Source organism: Streptomyces sp. ISL-96, from assembly GCF_018614035.1.
GTDB lineage: Bacteria > Actinomycetota > Actinomycetes > Streptomycetales > Streptomycetaceae > Streptomyces.
Window position 1 is genome coordinate 39,889 of sequence record NZ_JAGGPA010000067.1, and the last position, 17,536, is coordinate 57,424.

A 17,536-nucleotide genomic window follows, 5' to 3' on the forward strand; every position below is an offset into this window, starting at 1 on the left:
GCCGCGAGTGGTCGGGTGGAGATATGCATCGCGGTGGCGGAGTGGGCGAGGGGACCGACGACCTGGGTCCCGAGCGGGCCCAGCGCGGCCGGCATCGGCGTGAGCGCGAGCAGGCTCGGGAGCGGGAGCGCGAGGCGATCGCGGACACGGGAAACAGGAGTGGCCGGGTGGGGGTGACCTACAAGTACTTCGGCGCCCCGAACGGAGCCACTGCTGCCCGCGTGCCCATTTCGATGCGCCCGGAGGAGCTGGGCGGCGACGAGCTCGGCATGGGCGGCATGTTCACGAAGATCAAGCCGGAGACGGTGGCGGCGATGGTCCTGACCGGCATCGAGGGCATACCCCTGCACAAGGTGCCGCCGCTCGAACTGGTCGTACTCCACCCCGATTACGCGGTGGTCAAACTCCCCATGACGGTCGTCGACCCGCTGCGCGGCATCGGCGAGGAGTCGGTGGGCGCGGCCGCCTTCATCTGGTCCACGGTCCCGGACCGCGGCGGGCCGCGCGACGCGTTCAACGTCTACCAATTGCTCCACGAATGGCAGGACTTCAGCCACCGCCTGCACGAGGCGGGCCACCAGCCGTACTGCCTGGTCTGGCCCTGACCGACCACCCCCGACCCGAGAGTGTGACTTCTCGATCAAAGGGCGGCCCGGTCATGTCCGAATTATGATCTTCAGCAGTCGCTTCGGCGTGCCGATGCAAAGGGCATCGACGCTGAAGGAGGCCCGCCGTGGGCGACGTTCTGGCTGCCCTGGCCATACCGGCCCTGTTGTGCGCCAGCGGCATCTACGCCGCGTGTTCCTGCTGGTGGCGGCGCAGGCACCCGGCCCCGCCGCCGTACTCACAGAGCGCCGCACGGCTGGCGGAACTCGACCTGATGGCGGTCACCGACCGCATCATCAGGGAATCCTGGGCGGAGTTGGACGATCTCTACCGGGCCCCGGTGTCGGACCCCGGGGCCAGACCCTGAGCGCGCGGCGGCCTTCACGGGCTGGAAAGCCCTGGATGCGTCGTACGCCCCAATGGCATGCTGGCGGCGTGAACGGACCGGAGATCCACCTCAGCGTCGCCCCCGAACTGCACCTCTTCGTAGCGGCCGAGCGGCGGGGCGGGCGTACGGCTCTGACCACCGACGGAGCCTCGACGCTCGGCCATGTCGTCGAGTCGCTGGGCATCCCGCTCACCGAGGCGGGACGCCTGCTCGTCGACGGCCGGGAGGTCCCGGTCTCGCACATCCCGGCGGCGGGCGAAAGCGTCGAGGTGCGCGCGGTGCAGCGGCCGCAGCAGGTGCCGGGCGCGCCGCTTCGCTTCCTCCTCGACGTACACCTCGGCACGCTGGCGCGGCGGCTGCGGCTGCTGGGCGTCGACGCGGCGTACTTCAGCGAGGACATCGGCGACCCGGCCCTCGCCACGCACTCCGCGCGCGAGCAGCGCGTACTGCTCTCGCGGGACCGGGGGCTGCTGCGGCGCCGCGAGCTCTGGGCCGGTGCGTACGTCTACAGCGACCGCCCCAAGGAGCAGCTCGACGACGTACTGAGCCGGTTCGCACCCGCTCTCGACCCCTGGACGCGCTGCGTCGCCTGCAACGGCGAGCTGAAGCACACCAGCAAGGAGTCCGTCAGCGGTCTTCTCGAAAGCGGCACCGAGCGCTCGTACGACGCCTTCGCCCAGTGCACCACGTGTTCCCGCGTGTACTGGAACGGCGCACATCACTCAAGCCTGCAGACGATCGTCGAGGACGTCATGCGTACGTACGGCGACGTACAGACGCAGCGGCAGGCATCCTGACCGCCTTGCTGAAGAGGCCGTACGAGGCAAAGACCGCTCCACCGCTACGGCCGCTCCGCCGTCAGATACCGCTGCACAGTGGGCGCCAGCCAGTCGATCACTTCCTGCCGCGTCATCTCCACGGCGGGCGGCAGCCGCAGCACGTACCGCGCCACCGCCATGCCGAGTATCTGGGAGGCGACCAGCGCGGCCCGCATCGGCGCCTCCCGCGGCTCCGGGCACACGCCGGCGGCCACCGGTCCGAGCTGCTCCCGGAATATGGCCTGTATACGCTCCGCCCCGGCGGCGTTGGTGACGCCGACCCGCAGCAGCGCGGTCAGCACCTCGTCCGCCTCCCAGCGGTCGAGGAAATGGCCGACGAGCACGGCACCCACATGCCTGCCCGGCAGCGCGCCCAGCTCAGTCAGCTGCCCCACGTCCGGCATGCGCAGGTCGAATTCGGACGCGGCGGCGAACAGCCCCTCCTTGTTGCCGTAGTAGCGCATCACCATCGACGGGTCGATCCCGGCGTCGCGCGCGATGGCGCGGATGGTGGCGCGCTCGTACCCGTCGGCCGCGAAACGCTCACGGGCGGCGTCGAGGATCGCCGCCTTGGTGGCGTCGGACCGGCGGACCGGCGGTGCTTCGGCAGCAGGCGTTTCACTCATGTCAACAACTGTAGGCCAACAGTCGTTGACATTCCATAGCCCGGAAGGAGGAACTCAGAAGAAGTAGCCGTCGCCGCTCGCCGGCACCAACACCTCGTGCTCGTTGTTCCGAGGATTACGGTCCGTCGCACCGCCGTTCCACGCCGTACTGATCCGCACCACCACTTCGGACGGATCCCCGGACGCCCGCAGATGGAACGCGAAGTCCCGGCCACTCCCGCCCACCCGCAACACACCCGTCCGGCACAGCGCCTCACGCTCCCCGCCCCAGAGACAGTGCGGCGGCAACTCCCGCACACCCGCCAACGGCACCGAAAAACGCACCCGCACAGTCGCGTCCCTCACCCCCGAAGGCCCCTGGTTCCCGGTCTCCAGCCAGACCCCGAGCCGCCCCCCGTCCAGCGTGGCGTGCCCGCGATACACCACATCCGCCTCAGGGGCGATCCGAAAACCCCCCGCTCCCACCGCCATCACCGCCACAGCGGCCCCCGCCACCACAACCCTGCACATCCGCAACCGCATGGGCATCCACATCGCAACCATGCCCAGAACATACCGATTTCCACCCCCCAGCCCGCCCCACACCCCATGACACGCTGAACACATGACCGTCGCCCGCTCCGCCGCCCTCTTCCTCCTCGCCGCCCTCCTCGAAATCGGCGGCGCCTGGCTCGTCTGGCAGGGCGTCCGCGGCGGAGCCCGCGACCAGGGCCGCGGCCTGCTCTGGACCGGCGCCGGCGTCATCGCCCTCGGCGCGTACGGCTTCGTGGCGACACTTCAGCCCCACGGCGAATTCGGCCGCGTCCTCGCCGCGTACGGCGGCGTCTTCGTCGCCGGCTCCATCGCCTGGGGCATGATCGCCGACGGCTACCGCCCCGACCGCTGGGACATCATCGGCGCTCTCGTCTGCCTCGCCGGGATGGCCCTGATCATGTACGCACCACGGGCTCGCTAGCCTGTCCCCATGTCTACGCCTATCGCCGTCATCACCGGAGCGAGCAGCGGAATCGGCGCCGCCACCGCCCGCCAACTGGCCGCCGCCGGCTACCGCGTCGTCCTCACCGCCCGCCGCAAGGACCGCATCGAAGCACTGGAAGCCGAGCTCACCGCCGCCGGCCACCAAGCGACGGCGTACGCCCTGGACGTCACCGACCGCGAGGCCGTCGACGAGTTCGCCACCGCCTTCCGCACCCTCGCCGTCCTCGTCAACAACGCCGGCGGCGCACTCGGCGCCGACCCCGTCGCCACCAGCGACCCCGACGACTGGCGCCAGATGTACGAGACCAACGTCATCGGCACCCTCAACCTCACCCAGGCCCTGCTCCCCGCCCTCACCGCCAGCGGCGACGGAACGGTGGTCGTCGTCTCCTCCACCGCCGGCCACGGCACGTACGAGAACGGCGGCGGCTACGTAGCCGCCAAGCACGGCGCGCACGTCCTCGCCGAAACCCTCCGCCTGGAGATCGTCGGCACCCCGGTCCGCGTCATCGAGATCGCCCCCGGCATGGTCAAGACCGACGAATTCGCCACCACACGCTTCCGCGGCGACACCGAAAAAGCCGCCAAGGTCTACACAGGCGTCGCCGAACCCCTCAGCGCCGACGACGTGGCCGAAACCATCACCTGGGCGGTCACCCGCCCCAGCCACGTCAACATCGACCTCCTGGTGGTCCGCCCGCGCGCCCAGGCCTCCAACACCAAGGTCCACCGCGAACTGTGACGGACGACAGCAGACACCCAGGGTTACGCCGCCAAGCACCTCGGCGCAACCGACGGCCCGCGCCGGGGAACGAACTCCCGACGCGGGCCGCCTGCGCGGCCGAAGCCGTCTCCAATCACCACCCACTACGGCTGGCTAGGGCCCACTACGGCTGGCGGCCGCCCTGATCACGAGCCTCATCCGCCACGGTCTGTCCCGACTGACGTGCCTGCTCGCTCACCTGACCGGCCCGGTCACGCGCCTGCTCCTGCGTAGTACGCGCAGCCTCGGTGGCGGTCTCCTTGACCCCCTGAACCGCCTGCTGCGCCGCCTGAGTGGCATCCTCCTTCAGATGCTGCGCCGACTCGGCCGCCGCCTGCTTGACCGGTTCGATCGCCCCAGCGGCCCGGTCCGCCAACTGCGCGGCCGCCTGCTCCTCGGCCTGCGTACGCGGCAGCATCGAGCCGACCAGCAGCCCCGCCCCGAAGGCGATCACACCGGCCGCCAGCGGATTGCCCTCCGTCTGCCGCAGAGCCTCTTCAGGTGCCTTCTTCACTGCCTCGCCCGCCTGTCCAGCCGTCTGACGTACAGATTCGGCAGCCTGCCCGGCGCCTTCCTGCACCGACTGAGCAGCCTGCTGCGTACGGTCCTGAGCCCGGCCCGTGGTCTGCGAAGCCGTCCCCATGACGCGCCGCCGCACCCCGGAAACCGCACCCCGGACACGCCGGCTGCGGCGCCGGGCTATCCGGCGCGGACTCGTACGATCGGCCAGCAGCTCCACATCACCGGACAACTTCTCCCGCGTCGTCTCGATGTCAGCCCTTATTTGGTCGGGTGACGTGCCCATTGCGCGTCCTCCTTAAGTGTCTGCACGGTACGTTCCGGCTTCGGCGACACACTGCGCATCCGGGAACGGCCCATCACGAACAGGACGGCGCCCACCACCGCCCACACCCCCGTGACGATCAGCGCGGCCCAGCCGGCGTCCATCACGTTCGCCAGCCCGAACACGGCCGCCAGCGAAGCGAAGAGCGCCACCATGTACCCGGCGAACCCCGCCCCACCGAACATCCCCGCGGCCTTGCCCGCCTTGGTGGCCTCCTCCCGGATCTCGAGCTTGGCCAGCTCCATCTCCTGCCGGAAGAGCAGCTGCACATCAGAAGTGACCTCCGACAGCAGCTCACCCACCGGCCTGTCCTGCGCCCGCCCGGAAGGGGCCTGCCGCGTATGCGTCGACATCGCCATCACTCACACCTCCGGTGCACCAGGCAGCCCCGCCCATCCGGGAGCCTGAGCCACACTGCTGTCGGTCTCGGGCGGCGGCGGAGCCTGCACCGGCGGATCCTGCGGGAACTGAGCAGCCCTGTCGGCCCTGCGGCCTCCATCGCCACCCGCGCCCGCCTGCGCCTTTCCGGCCTTGGCCATCCGGCCGACGGCCAGTCCGGCCAGCGCCGCGCCACCCAGGAACGCCCCGGGCCGCCGCCGCGCGAACCCCTTCACGTCGTCCACCACACCACCCAGACCGTTCCTGTCCAGGTAGTCGGCCGCCCGGTGACCACCGTCGGCCGCCTGCGCCACGAGGCTGCGCACCGGGGAATCGCCGGACGCGTTCTGGGCCATCCCGTCGAGGTCGTCCGCCCACTTCCGCAGCGTGCCCGCCGCGCGCTCGGCCTGGCCCTGCACCTCATCGCTCACGCGTCCCCGCAGGTCACGCGCCGCCGTACCGGCCTGCTGCCGAGCCTCACCGGTGACGGCCTTGGCCTGCTGCGCAACCGTGCCGGCAACCTCACCGGCAGCCTGCTTCGCCTGACCGGCTGTGACCGACGCCTCTTCTTTCGCTGTCTGCCCGGCCTGCTGGACACGCCCGGCACCGCCATTCGCGGACACACCACTCATGGATTCCACCTTCTCCGGGGACGCGCGAACCCTGACCACTACGCCGAGACCTCACGCACACCCCGTGTCTCTCGTGCTGGCTGGGACACCTTCCGGGTAACCCCCCACAAGCACCCGAAACGATGGAAATCCTCATTCAAAATCCACCGCGACATCCACCGCGCCTACGCGGGACCTCCCGGCCACGCCTGCACGCGCCGAAGGCCCCGGCAACCACAACCGGGGCCTTCCGCTCTCCGCGCTCAGGGCGCCTCAGCCCTTGACGCAGATGACCTGCTTCAGCTTCGCGACGACCTCCACGAGGTCCCGCTGCTGATCGATGACCTGCTCGATCGGCTTGTACGCCGCCGGGATCTCATCCACGACACCGGAGTCCTTACGGCACTCCACGCCCCGCGTCTGCTCCTCCAGGTCCCGAGCCGAAAAACGCCGCTTCGCCGCATTGCGGCTCATCCGCCGGCCCGCGCCGTGCGAGGCCGAGTTGAACGACTTCTCGTTCCCCAGCCCCTTCACGATGTACGAGCCCGTGCCCATCGATCCCGGGATGATCCCGAAGTCGCCGGAGCCCGCCCGGATCGCGCCCTTGCGGGTGACCAGCAGGTCCATGCCGTCGTAGCGCTCTTCGCTGACGTAATTGTGGTGACAGGAAATGACCGGCTCGAAGGTCACCTTGGCCTTCTTGAACTCCCGTCGGACCACGTCCTGGTAGAGCCCCATCATGATCGCGCGGTTGTACTTCGCGTACTCCTGAGCCCAGAAGAGATCGTTCCGGTACGCCGCCATCTGCGGGGTCTCCGAGATGAAGACCGCCAGGTCACGGTCGATCAGACCCTGGTTGTGGGGAAGCTTCTGCGCCTGCCCGATGTGGTACTCGGCCAGCTCCTTGCCGATGTTCCGCGAGCCGGAGTGCAGCATCAACCAAACAGAATCGGTCGAATCAATACAAAACTCGACGAAGTGGTTGCCGCTTCCGAGTGTTCCCATCTGCTTCGTGGCCCGCTCCTGACGGAATTTGACCGCATCGGCGACCCCCTCGAACCGCCCCCAGAAGTCGTCCCACCCCGCCATCGGGAACCCGTGCAGCCGACCCGGGTCGACCGGGCTGTCGTGCATCCCCCGGCCGACCGGGATCACCTGCTCGATCTTCGACCGGAGGCGCGAAAGATCACCCGGAAGGTCGTTCGCCGTGAGTGATGTTTTTACCGCCGACATGCCGCAGCCGATGTCGACCCCGACCGCCGCCGGGCACACCGCGCCGTGCATCGCGATCACCGAGCCGACGGTGGCGCCCTTGCCGTAGTGGACGTCCGGCATGACGGCGAGGCCTTTGATCCAGGGCAAGGTGGCGACGTTCTGGAGCTGCTGCATCGCGCCGCCCTCGACCGTTGCCGGATCGGCCCACATCCGGATCGGAACCTTCGCGCCCGGTACCTCTACGTACGACATAACTCCTCTATTCCCCCGAAATGCAGATAACGCAAAACTGGCGCCAAGTACCGCGAAAGAGACAGCGGACCGGCGTTGTGGCCAGCGCGTGCGATACACATTGTGTCCACCGGCCGCTATCGCGCGGCAACCGCATTTCCGATCGAAGGGAGCCTGGGACCGTGCAGCGAAAGGCGTTCGTACCCGGCGTCGCGCTCCTCGCGGCGCTTGCCGCCGGCTGCACCGGCGGCTCCGGCACCGAGGACTCCGCCGCCGACGCCAAGACGGGCGAGGCCAACACGTCCGTCGCCGCCCCCGGCAAGTACCGCACGCTCCGTGAGCCCTGCGGCTCCGTCGACCGCGGCATGCTCCGCGACCTCCTGCCGGGCGTCGCCACGCTCCCCGAGGAACAGCAGGAGAAGGCGTACGACGGCACCGCCGCCGTGACGTACGACACGGACCGGCGCGTCGGCTGCCGCTGGAAGGTGGACTCCCAGGGCGCCTCGCACGACCTCAAGGTCGACTTCGAGCGGGTGGTGTCGTACGACTCCGACGTGAGCGACGACGACCGCGCGAAGGACGTGTACGGGAAGCAGGAGATCGCGGCGGACCTCCCGACCCCCACCCGTAGCCCGGAGGAGGGCGAGGGCGGCGCGGAGGAAGACGGCGAGGGCAGCGCGTCCCCGGGCAGCAGCGACTCCCCCGCGCCCCGCGCTTCCAAGGCCGGGGATGAAGGTGGCGAAGGTAGCGAAGGCGGCGAAGGCGAGTCCGCCGCCCTGACGCCCGACAGTACGACCAGCGCAGGCACCAGCTCCGACACCGCGACCGGCGCTAGCGGCAACACCGGCGCACAGGCCCCCGAGGCCCCCCAGGGCCTCGAACCCCGTACCCTCGCCGGTCTCGGCGAGGCCGCCTTCCTGGACGACGCCCTGATCCGTTCCGGCTCGACCACCCAGCGTCGTACCGTCACCGTGGTGTTCCGTACCTCGAACGTCATCGTGTCCGTCCAGTACAGCGAGCACCCCGCCCTGACCGCAGATGTCCCCGACAGCAAGGAACTGCAGGAGAAGACGCAGGCCCTGGCCCGCAGGCTCGCCGAGCAGTTCAGCGAATGAGTGTCAGCCCCATGAGTGAAGGAACCATGCACCAGCACCGATCAGCCCCGCGACTCTCTCGCATACTCGCCTGCGCAGCCGTCCCGGTGATGCTCGTCGCCGCCGGCTGCTCCTCGGACTCCGGAGGCGACAAGGACGCGTCCCCGTCCGCCGCCGCCTCTCCGTCGGTGTCGGCGAAGCCGACCGTGAAGCCGGCGGTGTTCTCGAAGCTGCCCGAGCCGTGCAAGTCGATCAAGCAGAAGACGGTCGATTCGCTGGTGCCGGGGGCGAAGGACAAGTCCGGTACCGCCGACAAGTCGAACGACGTGTCCGCGCGCGGCGGCTGTTCCTGGAACGGCCTGGACAGCAAGGGCATCGACGGCTCGCAGTACCGCTGGCTGTCCGTCTCGTACATGCGGTACGACTCCGACCAGACCCGCGGCGCCGGCGACAAGCTCGCCGAGGAGTACTTCGCGAAGCAGGTCGAGGCCGCGAAGGCGACGGACGGCGCGAAGAAGGTCGAGGCCGAGCCCACCGCCGGTGTCGGTGACCAGGCGACGACGGTCGCGTACGACCTGCGCAAGACGGACGCGGACTTCAAGTACGCAACGGTCGTGACACGTACGGAGAACGTCGTCGCCACCGTCGTCTACAACGGCGCCGGCTACCAGGGCGCCAAGTCCCCGAAGGGCGCCGACCTGCTGAAGGACGCTCAGCAGGCGGCCAAGGAAGCGGTGGCCTCGGTCACGGCGGCCAACAAGTAGCCTCTGGCGGCAACCCGTACATACCACCCCATCCCCGACGCGTACCGGAGCCCGGTCTTCCCCTTGAGGGCCGGGCTCCGCCCCTACCCGCGCAACAGGACCCGCACACATGTGCCAGGCTGACCCCCGCCAAGTCCGTCGTAACGGGAGGGGATCGCGGGTGGCCGCGATGCAGTTGACACGTACGCACCGCATATTGATCGGTGTTGTCGTCGCGGGAGCGGTGGTCATCGCCGCGATCGGTTTCGCCGGCTCGTACGCCGCCGTGCGCGAGCTCGCGGAGGAGAAGGGCTTCGGCGACTTCTCCCTCGTATTCCCCATCGGCATCGACGCGGGTATCTGCGTCCTGCTGGCCCTGGACCTCCTCCTGACCTGGATGCGGATCCCGTTCCCCCTTCTGCGCCAGACGGCGTGGCTGCTGACGGCCGCGACGATCGCCTTCAACGGCGCGGCGTCGTGGCCGGATCCGCTGGGTGTCGGCATGCACGCCGTCATCCCGATCCTGTTCGTCGTCTCGGTCGAGGCGGCGCGGCACGCGGTCGGCCGGATCGCCGACATCACGGCCGACAAGCACATGGAGGGCGTACGCCTCACTCGCTGGCTGCTGTCCCCGCTGCCGACGTTCAAGCTGTGGCGGCGCATGAAGCTGTGGGAACTCCGCTCGTACGAGCAGGTCATCAAGCTCGAGCAGGACCGCCTGATCTACCAGGCGCGTCTCCAGGCACGCTTCGGGCGTGGCTGGCGCCGCAAGGCGCCGGTCGAGTCGCTGATGCCGCTGCGTCTGGCTAAGTACGGCGTTCCGCTCGCCCAGACCGGCCCCGCGGGCCTGGCGGCGGCCGGCATCGAGCCGGTGCTGCTGCCGCCGGCGCCGGAGGTCGAGGCGCAGCCGCAGGAACCCCGGACGCTGGTGTCGCAGCCCGTGCGGGAACTCGACGGCCAGGAGCGCGCCGAGCACAGGCGCGGACAGCCGCACCCCGACGAGGAGTGGCCGCAGGAAGCCCCGGACGACATGGACGACGAGCCCGTCGCGGAGGAGGCGGAGGGCCCCGGCTCGCATTCGAGCCCGTGGTTCGCCGCGCCGCAGGTGCCGCAGGGCGCCGCGTACGACAACGCCTACGAACCGGCCTACGAAGCCGCCTACGACCCGGCGACGTACGCCGAGGCCCCCGGCCCCGCACAGCCCACCCCCGTGATGGTCCCCGCGGGCCCCGGCCGCACGCGCCCCCTGGGCGGCATCCCGGGCCCGCGCCACGAGCAGGACCCCGCCGCATACGTGGAGCAGTACGAGGAGGAGTACGAGCCCGAGGAGCGGTACTACGACGCCTTCCGGAAGTACGTCGGCGACTACGGCACGGTCCCGTCAGCCGGCGCGTTCGGCTCGTACATCCAGGACCTCGGCACCCAGCCGCCGCCCCTCAACGAACTGTCCGACTACGCCAAGCGCTTCGAGATCCGCTACCAGCAGGAACTGGACGCCGAACACATCGCCTGAGAAAGGGCCGCCACCCCCGGAAACCCAGGAGTGGCGGCCCTCACCGCAAGCAGCAGCCGGCAGGCAGCAGCAGAGCTACGCCCCCAGCAACTTCCTCACCCGGTCCGCCCCCACCGCAAGCAGCAGCGTAGGCAGCCGCGGCCCGGTGTCCCGCCCGACCAGCAGCCGGTACAGCAACGCGAAGAACGACCGCTGCGCCACCTTCAGCTCCGGCGTCGGCTTCGCATCGGCCTCCAGCCCCGCCATCATCTTCGGTACGCCGTAGACCAGCGTCGTGAGCCCGTCCAGCGACCAGTGCGAGTCGAGCCCCTCGATCAGCAGCCGCAGCGACTCCCGCCCGGCCTCGTCCAGCGAGCCCAGAATCTCCAGGTCCGGCTCACTGCGCACAACCGTCCGCTGCTCGGCCGGCACCTGCGTGGTGATCCAGTTCTCGGCACGGTCGAACCGCGGCCGCACCTCGTCCAGCGACGTAACCGGATTCGCCGGATCCAGCTCGCTCAGGATCCGCAGCGCCTGGTCCTCGTGCCCGGCGGTGATGTCCGCCACCGAGGCCAGCGTCCGGTACGGCAGCGGCCGCGGCGTCCGGGGCAGCTCCCCCGACGCCGTCCTGATCGCGCGCGAGTGGGCCGCCGCGTCGGCCGGCAGCACAGTCCCGTCCGCAACCTTCTTCTCCAGCGAGTCCCACTCGTCGTAGAGCCGCTGGATCTCCTGGTCGAAGGCGATCTTGAAGGACTGGTTGGGCCGGCGCCGCGCGTAAAGCCACCTGAGCAGCGGCGCTTCCATGATCTTCAGCGCGTCGGCGGGCGTGGGCACGCCCCCCTTGCTGCTGGACATCTTGGCCATCCCGCTGATGCCCACAAAGGCGTACATCGGCCCGATCGGCTGCACGCCGCCGAAGACCTCGCGCACGATCTGTCCGCCCACCACGAACGACGACCCGGGCGACGAGTGGTCGACACCGCTCGGCTCGAAGATCACGCCTTCGTACGCCCAGCGCATCGGCCAGTCGACCTTCCAGACCAGCTTGCCGCCGTTGAATTCGCTCAGCAGCACAGTCTCGGAGTGCCCACAGACGCACACGTACGACAGAGCGGTGCTCTCGTCGTCGTACGCGGTCACCGTAGTGAGGTCCTTGCCACAAGCAGTGCAGTACGGCTTGTACGGGAAGTACCCCGCGCCGCCCCCGCTGCCGTCGTCCTCGTCGGCCGCCCCGGACCCCTCGGCGGCTTCCAGCTCGGCGTCGTCGACCGGCTTCTGCCCCTGCTTCTTGACCTGCTGCTTGGGGTCCTTCTTCGTCCGGTACCGGTCGAGTACGGCGTCGATGTCGCCCCGGTGCTTCATCGCGTGCAGGATCTGCTCGCGGTAGGCCCCGGCCGTGTACTGCTCGGTCTGGCTGATGCCGTCGTACTCGACCCCGAGCTCGTCGAGGGCAGCCGTCATGGCCGCCTTGAAGTGCTCGGCCCAGTTCGGGTACGCCGACCCGGCCGGCGCGGGCACCGACGTCAGGGGCTTGCCGATGTGCTCGGCCCAGGACTCGTCAACACCCGCGACGCCCGCCGGCACCTTGCGGTACCGGTCGTAGTCGTCCCACGAGATCAGATGCCTGACCTCGTGCCCCCGCCGCCGGACCTCGTCCGCGACCAGGTGCGGGGTCATGACCTCACGCAGGTTGCCCAGGTGAATCGGCCCGGAGGGCGAGAGTCCGGACGCGACGACGACCGGTTTGCCAGGCGCACGTCGCTCCGACTCGGCGATGACCTCGTCCGCGAACCGGGAGACCCAGTCGGTCTCTGTGCTGCTCTGAGCCACGATCGGCACGTCCTTCTTCCTCGATAGCTGTCGATAGCTGTCGCCAGCCATAGCTGTCGCCAGCCATTCTCCCAGACGGATCGACGCCGCCGGAGGCTCCCCATTTATACGAGACGACGGGCCGCACACCCCCATGAAATACTCGTCTGCACATTCAACTTCCTCTCAACAGGAACGGCAGCTCATGGCCTCGGTCCATTCCCTCGCTTCGACCGTCAACCAGCGCGTCGCGGACGCCCTCTCGGCAGCCCTGCCGGAGGCCGGCGCCGCCGACCCGCTGCTGCGACGAAGCGACCGGGCCGACTTCCAGGCGAACGGCATCCTGGCCCTCGCGAAGAAGGCCAAGGCCAACCCGCGCGAGCTCGCCACGCAGGTCGTAGCCGCCCTGCCCACAGGCGACGACGTGATCAAGGACATCGAGGTCTCGGGCCCCGGCTTCCTGAACATCACGGTCACCGACCGGGCGATCATCAGCACCCTCGCGGCCCGCACCGCCGACGACCGTCTCGGCGTACCCCTTGCCGACAAGCCCGGCACGACGGTCGTCGACTACGCCCAGCCGAACGTGGCCAAGGAGATGCACGTCGGCCACCTCCGCTCCGCCGTGATCGGCGCCGCGATGGTCGAGATCCTGGAATTCACGGGCGAGAAGGTCGTACGCCGCCACCACATCGGCGACTGGGGCACCCAGTTCGGCATGCTCATCCAGTACCTGACCGAGCACCCGCACGAGCTGGACCACAAGCACGGCGGCCCGGAGGAGGGCGAGGCGGCGATGTCGTCCCTCAACCGTCTCTACAAGGCCTCGCGCGTCCTGTTCGACTCCGACGAGGACTTCAAGGCACGCTCGCGCGACCGCGTAGTCGCCCTCCAGGCCGGCGACCCGGAAACCCTCGCCCTCTGGCAGCGTTTCGTCGACGAGTCGAAGATCTACTTCTACTCGGTCTTCAACAAGCTCGACATGGAGATCAACGACGCGGACGTCGTCGGCGAGTCCGGCTACAACGCCATGCTCGAAGAGACCTGCCAGATCCTGGAGGACTCGGGCGTGGCCGTCCGCTCCGACGGCGCCCTGTGCGTCTTCTTCGACGACGTGAAGGGCCCGGACGGCAATCCGTCCCCCCTCATCGTGAAGAAGTCGAACGGTGGTTACGGTTACGCCGCCACCGACCTCTCCGCGATCCGCGACCGCGTCCAGAACCTCGGCGCGAGCACGCTCGTGTACGTCGTGGACGCCCGCCAGTCGCTCCACTTCAAGATGGTCTTCGAGACCGCCCGCCGGGCCGGCTGGCTGAACGAGGACGTCCACGCGGTCCAGCTCGCCTTCGGTACGGTCCTCGGCAAGGACGGCAAGCCGTTCAAGACCCGTGAGGGCGAGACGGTCCGCCTCGTGGACCTCCTGGACGAGGCGGTCGACCGCGCGACGGCGGTCGTGCGCGAGAAGGCCGCCAAGGTGGGCCTGACCGAGCAGGAAATCGTGGAGAACGGCCGGTACGTCGGCATCGGCGCCGTGAAGTACGCCGACCTGTCCACCTCCGCGTCCCGCGACTACAAGTTCGACCTGGACCAGATGGTGTCGCTGAACGGCGACACGTCCGTGTACCTCCAGTACGCGTACGCCCGCATCCAGTCGATCCTCCGCAACGCGGGCGAGCGGAAGGCGGCGGCTCACCCGGAGCTCGAACTGGCCCCGGCGGAGCGCGCGCTGTGCCTGCACCTGGACCGGTTCGCGGAGACGCTGGCCGAGGTCGCCTCGGCGTACGAGCCGCACAAGCTGACGGCGTACCTGTACCAGCTCGCGTCGCTCTACACGACGTTCTACGACCAGTGCCCGGTCGTGAAGCCCGAGCCGCCGCTCGACATCGCGGAGAACCGCCTCCTCCTCTGCGACCTGACCGCCCGCACGCTCCACCAGGGCATGGCGCTGCTCGGCATCCGCACCCCCGAGCGCCTCTGATCACGCGACTGATCACGCGACTGATCAAGCGGCGCCGGCGATACGGCGATGCCCCCCACCGGGGTCCCGGTGGGGGGCATCGCCGTATAACGCGCGTCGCGAGCGATCACGACGTCAGCGGATACGACGACCGCCCCGAGGCCTCGTCGATCTCATCGTGCGCCTTCCCCAGGAGCTGTGACGCCAGGTCCATGAGCGCACGCGCGCCCGCGATCTCCTCGCCGACCCGCATCTGCTCGACATCGGTGGGGTGCCGTTTGGCGTACCCGTGAGCCCGGAGCTCAACACCGTCACCGAGCCGCACCATGGCTGCCGCCCTGGTCCTGCCGTCCTCCTCCTGGAACTCCATCTCGATGTGCCATCCGACGAGTGTGTGCATGGCCGCTCACCTCCAGCAGTGCCCCTTCCCCCCTTCCAGGGTGCGCCGCCGGGCCGCTGATCACCACTCCCCACTTACCAAACGGTGAGTACCCGACTTATTAGTCGGTACTTGTCGCCAACTCACCACCCGACAAGGATCAAAGGGCCCCGGAAACGTCAGAAACCTCCCCCAGGAGTCTCGATGCCCACGCCCTTTCCTCTGCCTCCCGTATCCGTCCTCGGCCTCGGCATGATGGGCAGCGCCCTGGCCGCCGCCCTCCTGAAGGCCGGCCACCCGGTCACCGTCTGGAACCGCTCCGCGGCGAAGACCGGCCCGCTGGCCGCGCAGGGCGCGACCCCCGCCGAAACTGTCACGGAAGCCGTGGCGGCGAGCCCACTCGTGATCGTCTGCTTCACCACCAACGACAACGTCACCGAGACCCTCGCCACCTGGGCAAAGAGCCGGAACGCGGCGTACATCGACGGCGGGATCATGGCGGTGCCGCAGATGATCGCGACCCCGGCCGCGTACATCCTCTACAGCGGCGACGAGCAGGCGTACGAAGCCCACCGGCCCACCCTCTCGGCCCTCGGCGGCACCCAGTGGGCCGGCACCGACCCGGGCCGCGCGGCCCTCTACGACCTGGCGCTGCTCACGGGCATGTACGGCATGTTCACCGGCGTTATCCAGGCATACGCCCTGATCCGTACGGAGGACATCTCGGCCACCCGCTTCTCGGAGCTCCTGGTCCCGTGGGTGGGCGCGATGCTGGACTCGGCCCCGGCCCTGGCCAAGGCGGTCGACTCCGGGCAGCACCTCACCGACGTATCGAGTCTCGCCGTGAACCAGGCGGCCTTCCCGAACCTGCTCAACACCTTCGCGGATCAGGGCATCAGCGGCGAACTCTTCGAGCCGTTCCAGCACCTCCTGGACCACGCGATCGCCGCAGGGCACCACAACGACGGCGCCTCCCGCCTGGTGGAGCTGCTCAAGAAGTAGCCTCCACCCCGCCGAACTCGCACCACACGACCTTCCCCGGCTCCCGCTCCCCGACCCCCCACTTGTCGGCCAGCGCCGCCACGAGCAACAACCCCCGCCCGCACTCCCCGTCCGGCTCCCGGACACGGGGCAGGCCGCCGCCGCTGTCGTGCACCTCGATACGGAGAACGTCTCCGGAGAGCCACAGCCGGAGCCGGTATCCACGCCCCGGCGGAACGCCGTGCACCAGGGCATTGGTGGCCAGCTCGCTCACGCACAGCAGCACGTCGTCCAGGCACACGCCGAGCCGCCACTCGGCTACGGCGGTGCGCGCGAAATCCCTGGCCGCGGCGACGGATTGACGCTCCCGACGGTAGAACCGCTCGCGCAGCAGCGGGTGTTGCATCGTCTCGTTCATGAGACGAGGGTCACTCACTGTGACTAGCGTGATGCAGTGCGCGCACCCGTACAAGAAATCCGTACGGGTCGTTCAGGCGTGACGTACGGACGAGGGTGGGGAGTTGGACAGTCATGCACCCCAGGAAGCGGCAGCGGAAGAACGCCTCGGCGATGAAGCTTGTGGGCGCCCTGGTGGCCCGGTTCCGGGAGGACGCGGGGCTCACCCAGCGGGAGCTGGCGGAACGGATCTGTGCGGGTGAGGAGACGGTCGCTTCCGTCGAGCAGGGCAGACGACCGCTCAAGCCGGACCTGGCGAGGCTGCTGGACCGCCTGCTGGCCACGAAGCACGCGCTGGAGACGGCGGTGGAGAACATGCCGGAGATCGACCTGATCCCGGCCTGGGCGGAGCAGTACATGGACTTGGAGCGCGAAGCGATCGCCTTGTCATGGTTCGAGAACCAGGTACTTCCAGGTCTGCTCCAGACGGAGAGTTACGCTCGCGCGGTCTTCCTCAGCAAGGTTCCGATCCTCAGCGAGGACGAGATCAACTCGCAGGTGGCCGCGCGCATCGAACGCCAGGAGATCCTTCACCGGAAGGTGCCCCCGACGGCCAGCTTCATCATCTCGGAGGCAGTCGTGCGTGACCGCCTGGGAGGAGCTGAGGTGTACGCCGAGACGCTGCGGCACGTGCAAGCCTGCGCGGACCTACCGGGCATCACGGTCCAGCTCATGCCGCTCGGCCGTCACACCCATGCTGCACTCGACGGCCCGTTCATCCTGCTGGAAACACCGGACCACCAGCATCTCGCCTACACCGAAACCCAGCGCGGCAGCCAGCTCATCACCGACCCCAATGAGGTCAGCATCCTGGCGCAGAAATATGCGATGCTGCGAACGCAGGCCCTCAACACCGAGGAAACGAAGGGCCTGTTGGACCGGCTGCTAGGAGAGCAATGAGCACCGCACTTGAGTGGTTCAAGTCCAGCTACAGCGGCAGCGAGGGCGGCGCATGCCTGGAAGTCGCTTACACCTGGCGCAAGTCCAGCTACAGCGGCGACGAAGGCGGCGCCTGCGTCGAAATCGCCGCCTGCCCCACCGCAGTCCACGTCCGGGACTCCAAGATCCCCGACGGCCCATCCCTCACCCTGACCCCCGCCACCTGGTCGCACTTCGCGCGGTACGCCGGTTCGTCGCACGGGGGTTAGGTCCCGCACGGCCCCGGGG

The 17,536-nt window shown here is 69.2% G+C and carries 21 protein-coding genes; 12 read left to right on the top strand and 9 right to left on the bottom strand.

Annotated elements, in window-relative coordinates; translation table 11 throughout:
* Nucleotides 1-23: 23 nt before the first annotated feature.
* The 3 genes from J7E96_RS32010 (at nt 24) to J7E96_RS32020 (ending at nt 1,791) form a co-directional block, all read left to right on the top strand.
* Nucleotides 24-605, top strand: a complete 582-nt coding sequence (locus tag J7E96_RS32010) for a hypothetical protein (protein WP_214973260.1) — start codon at nt 24-26, stop codon at nt 603-605.
* A 128-nt stretch (nt 606-733) separates the two neighbouring features.
* Entirely contained in the window at nt 734-973 is a 240-nt protein-coding gene (locus J7E96_RS32015) for a hypothetical protein (protein WP_215136647.1), read from the top strand.
* Between the two features lie 68 nt (nt 974-1,041).
* Entirely contained in the window at nt 1,042-1,791 is a 750-nt protein-coding gene (locus J7E96_RS32020) for a Mut7-C ubiquitin/RNAse domain-containing protein (RefSeq protein WP_215136567.1), read from the top strand.
* Between the two features lie 44 nt (nt 1,792-1,835).
* Here the strand turns inward: J7E96_RS32020 and J7E96_RS32025 are convergent, their stop codons facing one another.
* Entirely contained in the window at nt 1,836-2,438 is a 603-nt protein-coding gene (locus tag J7E96_RS32025; protein ID WP_215136569.1) for a TetR/AcrR family transcriptional regulator, read from the bottom strand.
* Nucleotides 2,439-2,492: 54 nt separating this feature from the next.
* The gene (locus tag J7E96_RS32030; protein WP_251070743.1) at nt 2,493-2,981 is read right to left on the bottom strand and encodes a hypothetical protein; all 489 of its coding nucleotides are present in this window, start codon (nt 2,979-2,981) and stop codon (nt 2,493-2,495) included.
* 61 nt (nt 2,982-3,042) lie between these two features.
* Here J7E96_RS32030 and J7E96_RS32035 point away from each other — a divergent pair, with 61 nt between their 5' ends.
* Together J7E96_RS32035 and J7E96_RS32040 are read left to right on the top strand one after the other, a co-directional pair.
* The gene (locus J7E96_RS32035) at nt 3,043-3,393 is read left to right on the top strand and encodes a YnfA family protein (protein ID WP_215136571.1); all 351 of its coding nucleotides are present in this window, start codon (nt 3,043-3,045) and stop codon (nt 3,391-3,393) included.
* Nucleotides 3,394-3,402: 9 nt separating this feature from the next.
* A complete protein-coding gene (locus J7E96_RS32040) occupies nt 3,403-4,158 on the top strand; it encodes an SDR family NAD(P)-dependent oxidoreductase (protein ID WP_215136573.1) in 756 nt (251 codons plus the stop codon).
* 145 nt (nt 4,159-4,303) lie between these two features.
* Here J7E96_RS32040 and J7E96_RS32045 read toward each other — a convergent pair whose 3' ends face one another.
* From J7E96_RS32045 to J7E96_RS32060, 4 genes are all read right to left on the bottom strand, one after another.
* Nucleotides 4,304-4,984 (bottom strand): DUF3618 domain-containing protein, encoded by a 681-nt coding sequence (locus J7E96_RS32045; RefSeq protein WP_215136575.1) that lies wholly within the window; start codon nt 4,982-4,984, stop codon nt 4,304-4,306.
* Entirely contained in the window at nt 4,960-5,376 is a 417-nt protein-coding gene (locus tag J7E96_RS32050) for a phage holin family protein (RefSeq protein WP_251070744.1), read from the bottom strand. Before J7E96_RS32050 ends, J7E96_RS32045 begins: the two co-directional genes overlap by 25 nt.
* Nucleotides 5,377-5,385: 9 nt before the next feature.
* Nucleotides 5,386-6,033 (bottom strand): hypothetical protein, encoded by a 648-nt coding sequence (locus J7E96_RS32055; protein ID WP_215136579.1) that lies wholly within the window; start codon nt 6,031-6,033, stop codon nt 5,386-5,388.
* A 252-nt stretch (nt 6,034-6,285) separates the two neighbouring features.
* A complete protein-coding gene (locus tag J7E96_RS32060; RefSeq protein ID WP_215136581.1) occupies nt 6,286-7,479 on the bottom strand; it encodes an RtcB family protein in 1,194 nt (397 codons plus the stop codon).
* Nucleotides 7,480-7,640: 161 nt separating this feature from the next.
* Here J7E96_RS32060 and J7E96_RS32065 point away from each other — a divergent pair, with 161 nt between their 5' ends.
* The 3 genes from J7E96_RS32065 to J7E96_RS32075 all read left to right on the top strand — a co-directional run bounded on the left by J7E96_RS32065 (nt 7,641) and on the right by J7E96_RS32075 (nt 10,808).
* The gene (locus J7E96_RS32065; protein WP_215136583.1) at nt 7,641-8,573 is read left to right on the top strand and encodes a DUF3558 domain-containing protein; all 933 of its coding nucleotides are present in this window, start codon (nt 7,641-7,643) and stop codon (nt 8,571-8,573) included.
* Between the two features lie 11 nt (nt 8,574-8,584).
* Entirely contained in the window at nt 8,585-9,316 is a 732-nt protein-coding gene (locus J7E96_RS32070; protein ID WP_251070745.1) for a DUF3558 domain-containing protein, read from the top strand.
* A 169-nt stretch (nt 9,317-9,485) separates the two neighbouring features.
* A complete protein-coding gene (locus J7E96_RS32075) occupies nt 9,486-10,808 on the top strand; it encodes a DUF2637 domain-containing protein (RefSeq protein ID WP_251070746.1) in 1,323 nt (440 codons plus the stop codon).
* Nucleotides 10,809-10,883: 75 nt separating this feature from the next.
* Here the strand turns inward: J7E96_RS32075 and lysS are convergent, their stop codons facing one another.
* Nucleotides 10,884-12,668, bottom strand: a complete 1,785-nt coding sequence (lysS, locus tag J7E96_RS32080; RefSeq protein ID WP_215136587.1) for a lysine--tRNA ligase — start codon at nt 12,666-12,668, stop codon at nt 10,884-10,886.
* Nucleotides 12,669-12,801: 133 nt separating this feature from the next.
* On the opposite strand from lysS, the gene argS reads away from it, so the two are divergent.
* Entirely contained in the window at nt 12,802-14,574 is a 1,773-nt protein-coding gene (gene argS, locus J7E96_RS32085; RefSeq protein WP_215136589.1) for an arginine--tRNA ligase, read from the top strand.
* 106 nt (nt 14,575-14,680) lie between these two features.
* Here argS and J7E96_RS32090 read toward each other — a convergent pair whose 3' ends face one another.
* Complete coding sequence (locus tag J7E96_RS32090) at nt 14,681-14,953, bottom strand: DUF1876 domain-containing protein (protein WP_215136591.1); 273 nt, start codon at nt 14,951-14,953, stop codon at nt 14,681-14,683.
* Nucleotides 14,954-15,136: 183 nt separating this feature from the next.
* Here J7E96_RS32090 and J7E96_RS32095 point away from each other — a divergent pair, with 183 nt between their 5' ends.
* The gene (locus J7E96_RS32095; protein ID WP_215136593.1) at nt 15,137-15,934 is read left to right on the top strand and encodes an NAD(P)-dependent oxidoreductase; all 798 of its coding nucleotides are present in this window, start codon (nt 15,137-15,139) and stop codon (nt 15,932-15,934) included.
* Here the strand turns inward: J7E96_RS32095 and J7E96_RS32100 are convergent.
* Nucleotides 15,924-16,331 carry an ATP-binding protein gene (locus J7E96_RS32100; RefSeq protein WP_215136595.1) on the bottom strand — a complete coding sequence of 136 codons (408 nt, stop codon included), beginning with the start codon at nt 16,329-16,331 and terminating at the stop codon, nt 15,924-15,926. The genes J7E96_RS32095 and J7E96_RS32100 overlap by 11 nt on opposite strands.
* Before the next feature lie 113 nt (nt 16,332-16,444).
* Between J7E96_RS32100 and J7E96_RS32105 the strand changes: the two genes are divergently transcribed.
* The gene (locus J7E96_RS32105) at nt 16,445-17,269 is read left to right on the top strand and encodes a helix-turn-helix transcriptional regulator (RefSeq protein WP_215136597.1); all 825 of its coding nucleotides are present in this window, start codon (nt 16,445-16,447) and stop codon (nt 17,267-17,269) included.
* Nucleotides 17,266-17,517: a DUF397 domain-containing protein gene (locus J7E96_RS32110; RefSeq protein WP_215136599.1), complete on the top strand. Its 252-nt coding sequence runs from the start codon at nt 17,266-17,268 to the stop codon at nt 17,515-17,517. Before J7E96_RS32105 ends, J7E96_RS32110 begins: the two co-directional genes overlap by 4 nt.
* The last annotated feature ends 19 nt before the right edge of the window (nt 17,518-17,536 follow it).

What these genes read in the sequence shown, in the direction of transcription:
- J7E96_RS32010 (WP_214973260.1), top strand. Translation starts at nt 24, where the DNA reads ATGCATCGCGGTGGCGGAGTGGGCGAGGGGACCGACGACCTGGGTCCC.
- J7E96_RS32025 (WP_215136569.1), bottom strand. Translation starts at nt 2,438, where the DNA reads ATGAGTGAAACGCCTGCTGCCGAAGCACCGCCGGTCCGCCGGTCCGAC.
- J7E96_RS32030 (WP_251070743.1), bottom strand. Translation starts at nt 2,981, where the DNA reads ATGGTTGCGATGTGGATGCCCATGCGGTTGCGGATGTGCAGGGTTGTG.
- J7E96_RS32035 (WP_215136571.1), top strand. Translation starts at nt 3,043, where the DNA reads ATGACCGTCGCCCGCTCCGCCGCCCTCTTCCTCCTCGCCGCCCTCCTC.
- J7E96_RS32040 (WP_215136573.1), top strand. Translation starts at nt 3,403, where the DNA reads ATGTCTACGCCTATCGCCGTCATCACCGGAGCGAGCAGCGGAATCGGC.
- J7E96_RS32045 (WP_215136575.1), bottom strand. Translation starts at nt 4,984, where the DNA reads ATGGGCACGTCACCCGACCAAATAAGGGCTGACATCGAGACGACGCGG.
- J7E96_RS32050 (WP_251070744.1), bottom strand. Translation starts at nt 5,376, where the DNA reads ATGTCGACGCATACGCGGCAGGCCCCTTCCGGGCGGGCGCAGGACAGG.
- J7E96_RS32055 (WP_215136579.1), bottom strand. Translation starts at nt 6,033, where the DNA reads ATGAGTGGTGTGTCCGCGAATGGCGGTGCCGGGCGTGTCCAGCAGGCC.
- J7E96_RS32060 (WP_215136581.1), bottom strand. Translation starts at nt 7,479, where the DNA reads ATGTCGTACGTAGAGGTACCGGGCGCGAAGGTTCCGATCCGGATGTGG.
- J7E96_RS32070 (WP_251070745.1), top strand. Translation starts at nt 8,585, where the DNA reads ATGAGTGAAGGAACCATGCACCAGCACCGATCAGCCCCGCGACTCTCT.
- J7E96_RS32075 (WP_251070746.1), top strand. Translation starts at nt 9,486, where the DNA reads ATGCAGTTGACACGTACGCACCGCATATTGATCGGTGTTGTCGTCGCG.
- lysS (WP_215136587.1), bottom strand. Translation starts at nt 12,668, where the DNA reads ATGGCTGGCGACAGCTATCGACAGCTATCGAGGAAGAAGGACGTGCCG.
- argS (WP_215136589.1), top strand. Translation starts at nt 12,802, where the DNA reads ATGGCCTCGGTCCATTCCCTCGCTTCGACCGTCAACCAGCGCGTCGCG.
- J7E96_RS32090 (WP_215136591.1), bottom strand. Translation starts at nt 14,953, where the DNA reads ATGCACACACTCGTCGGATGGCACATCGAGATGGAGTTCCAGGAGGAG.
- J7E96_RS32095 (WP_215136593.1), top strand. Translation starts at nt 15,137, where the DNA reads ATGCCCACGCCCTTTCCTCTGCCTCCCGTATCCGTCCTCGGCCTCGGC.
- J7E96_RS32100 (WP_215136595.1), bottom strand. Translation starts at nt 16,331, where the DNA reads ATGAACGAGACGATGCAACACCCGCTGCTGCGCGAGCGGTTCTACCGT.
- J7E96_RS32105 (WP_215136597.1), top strand. Translation starts at nt 16,445, where the DNA reads ATGCACCCCAGGAAGCGGCAGCGGAAGAACGCCTCGGCGATGAAGCTT.
- J7E96_RS32110 (WP_215136599.1), top strand. Translation starts at nt 17,266, where the DNA reads ATGAGCACCGCACTTGAGTGGTTCAAGTCCAGCTACAGCGGCAGCGAG.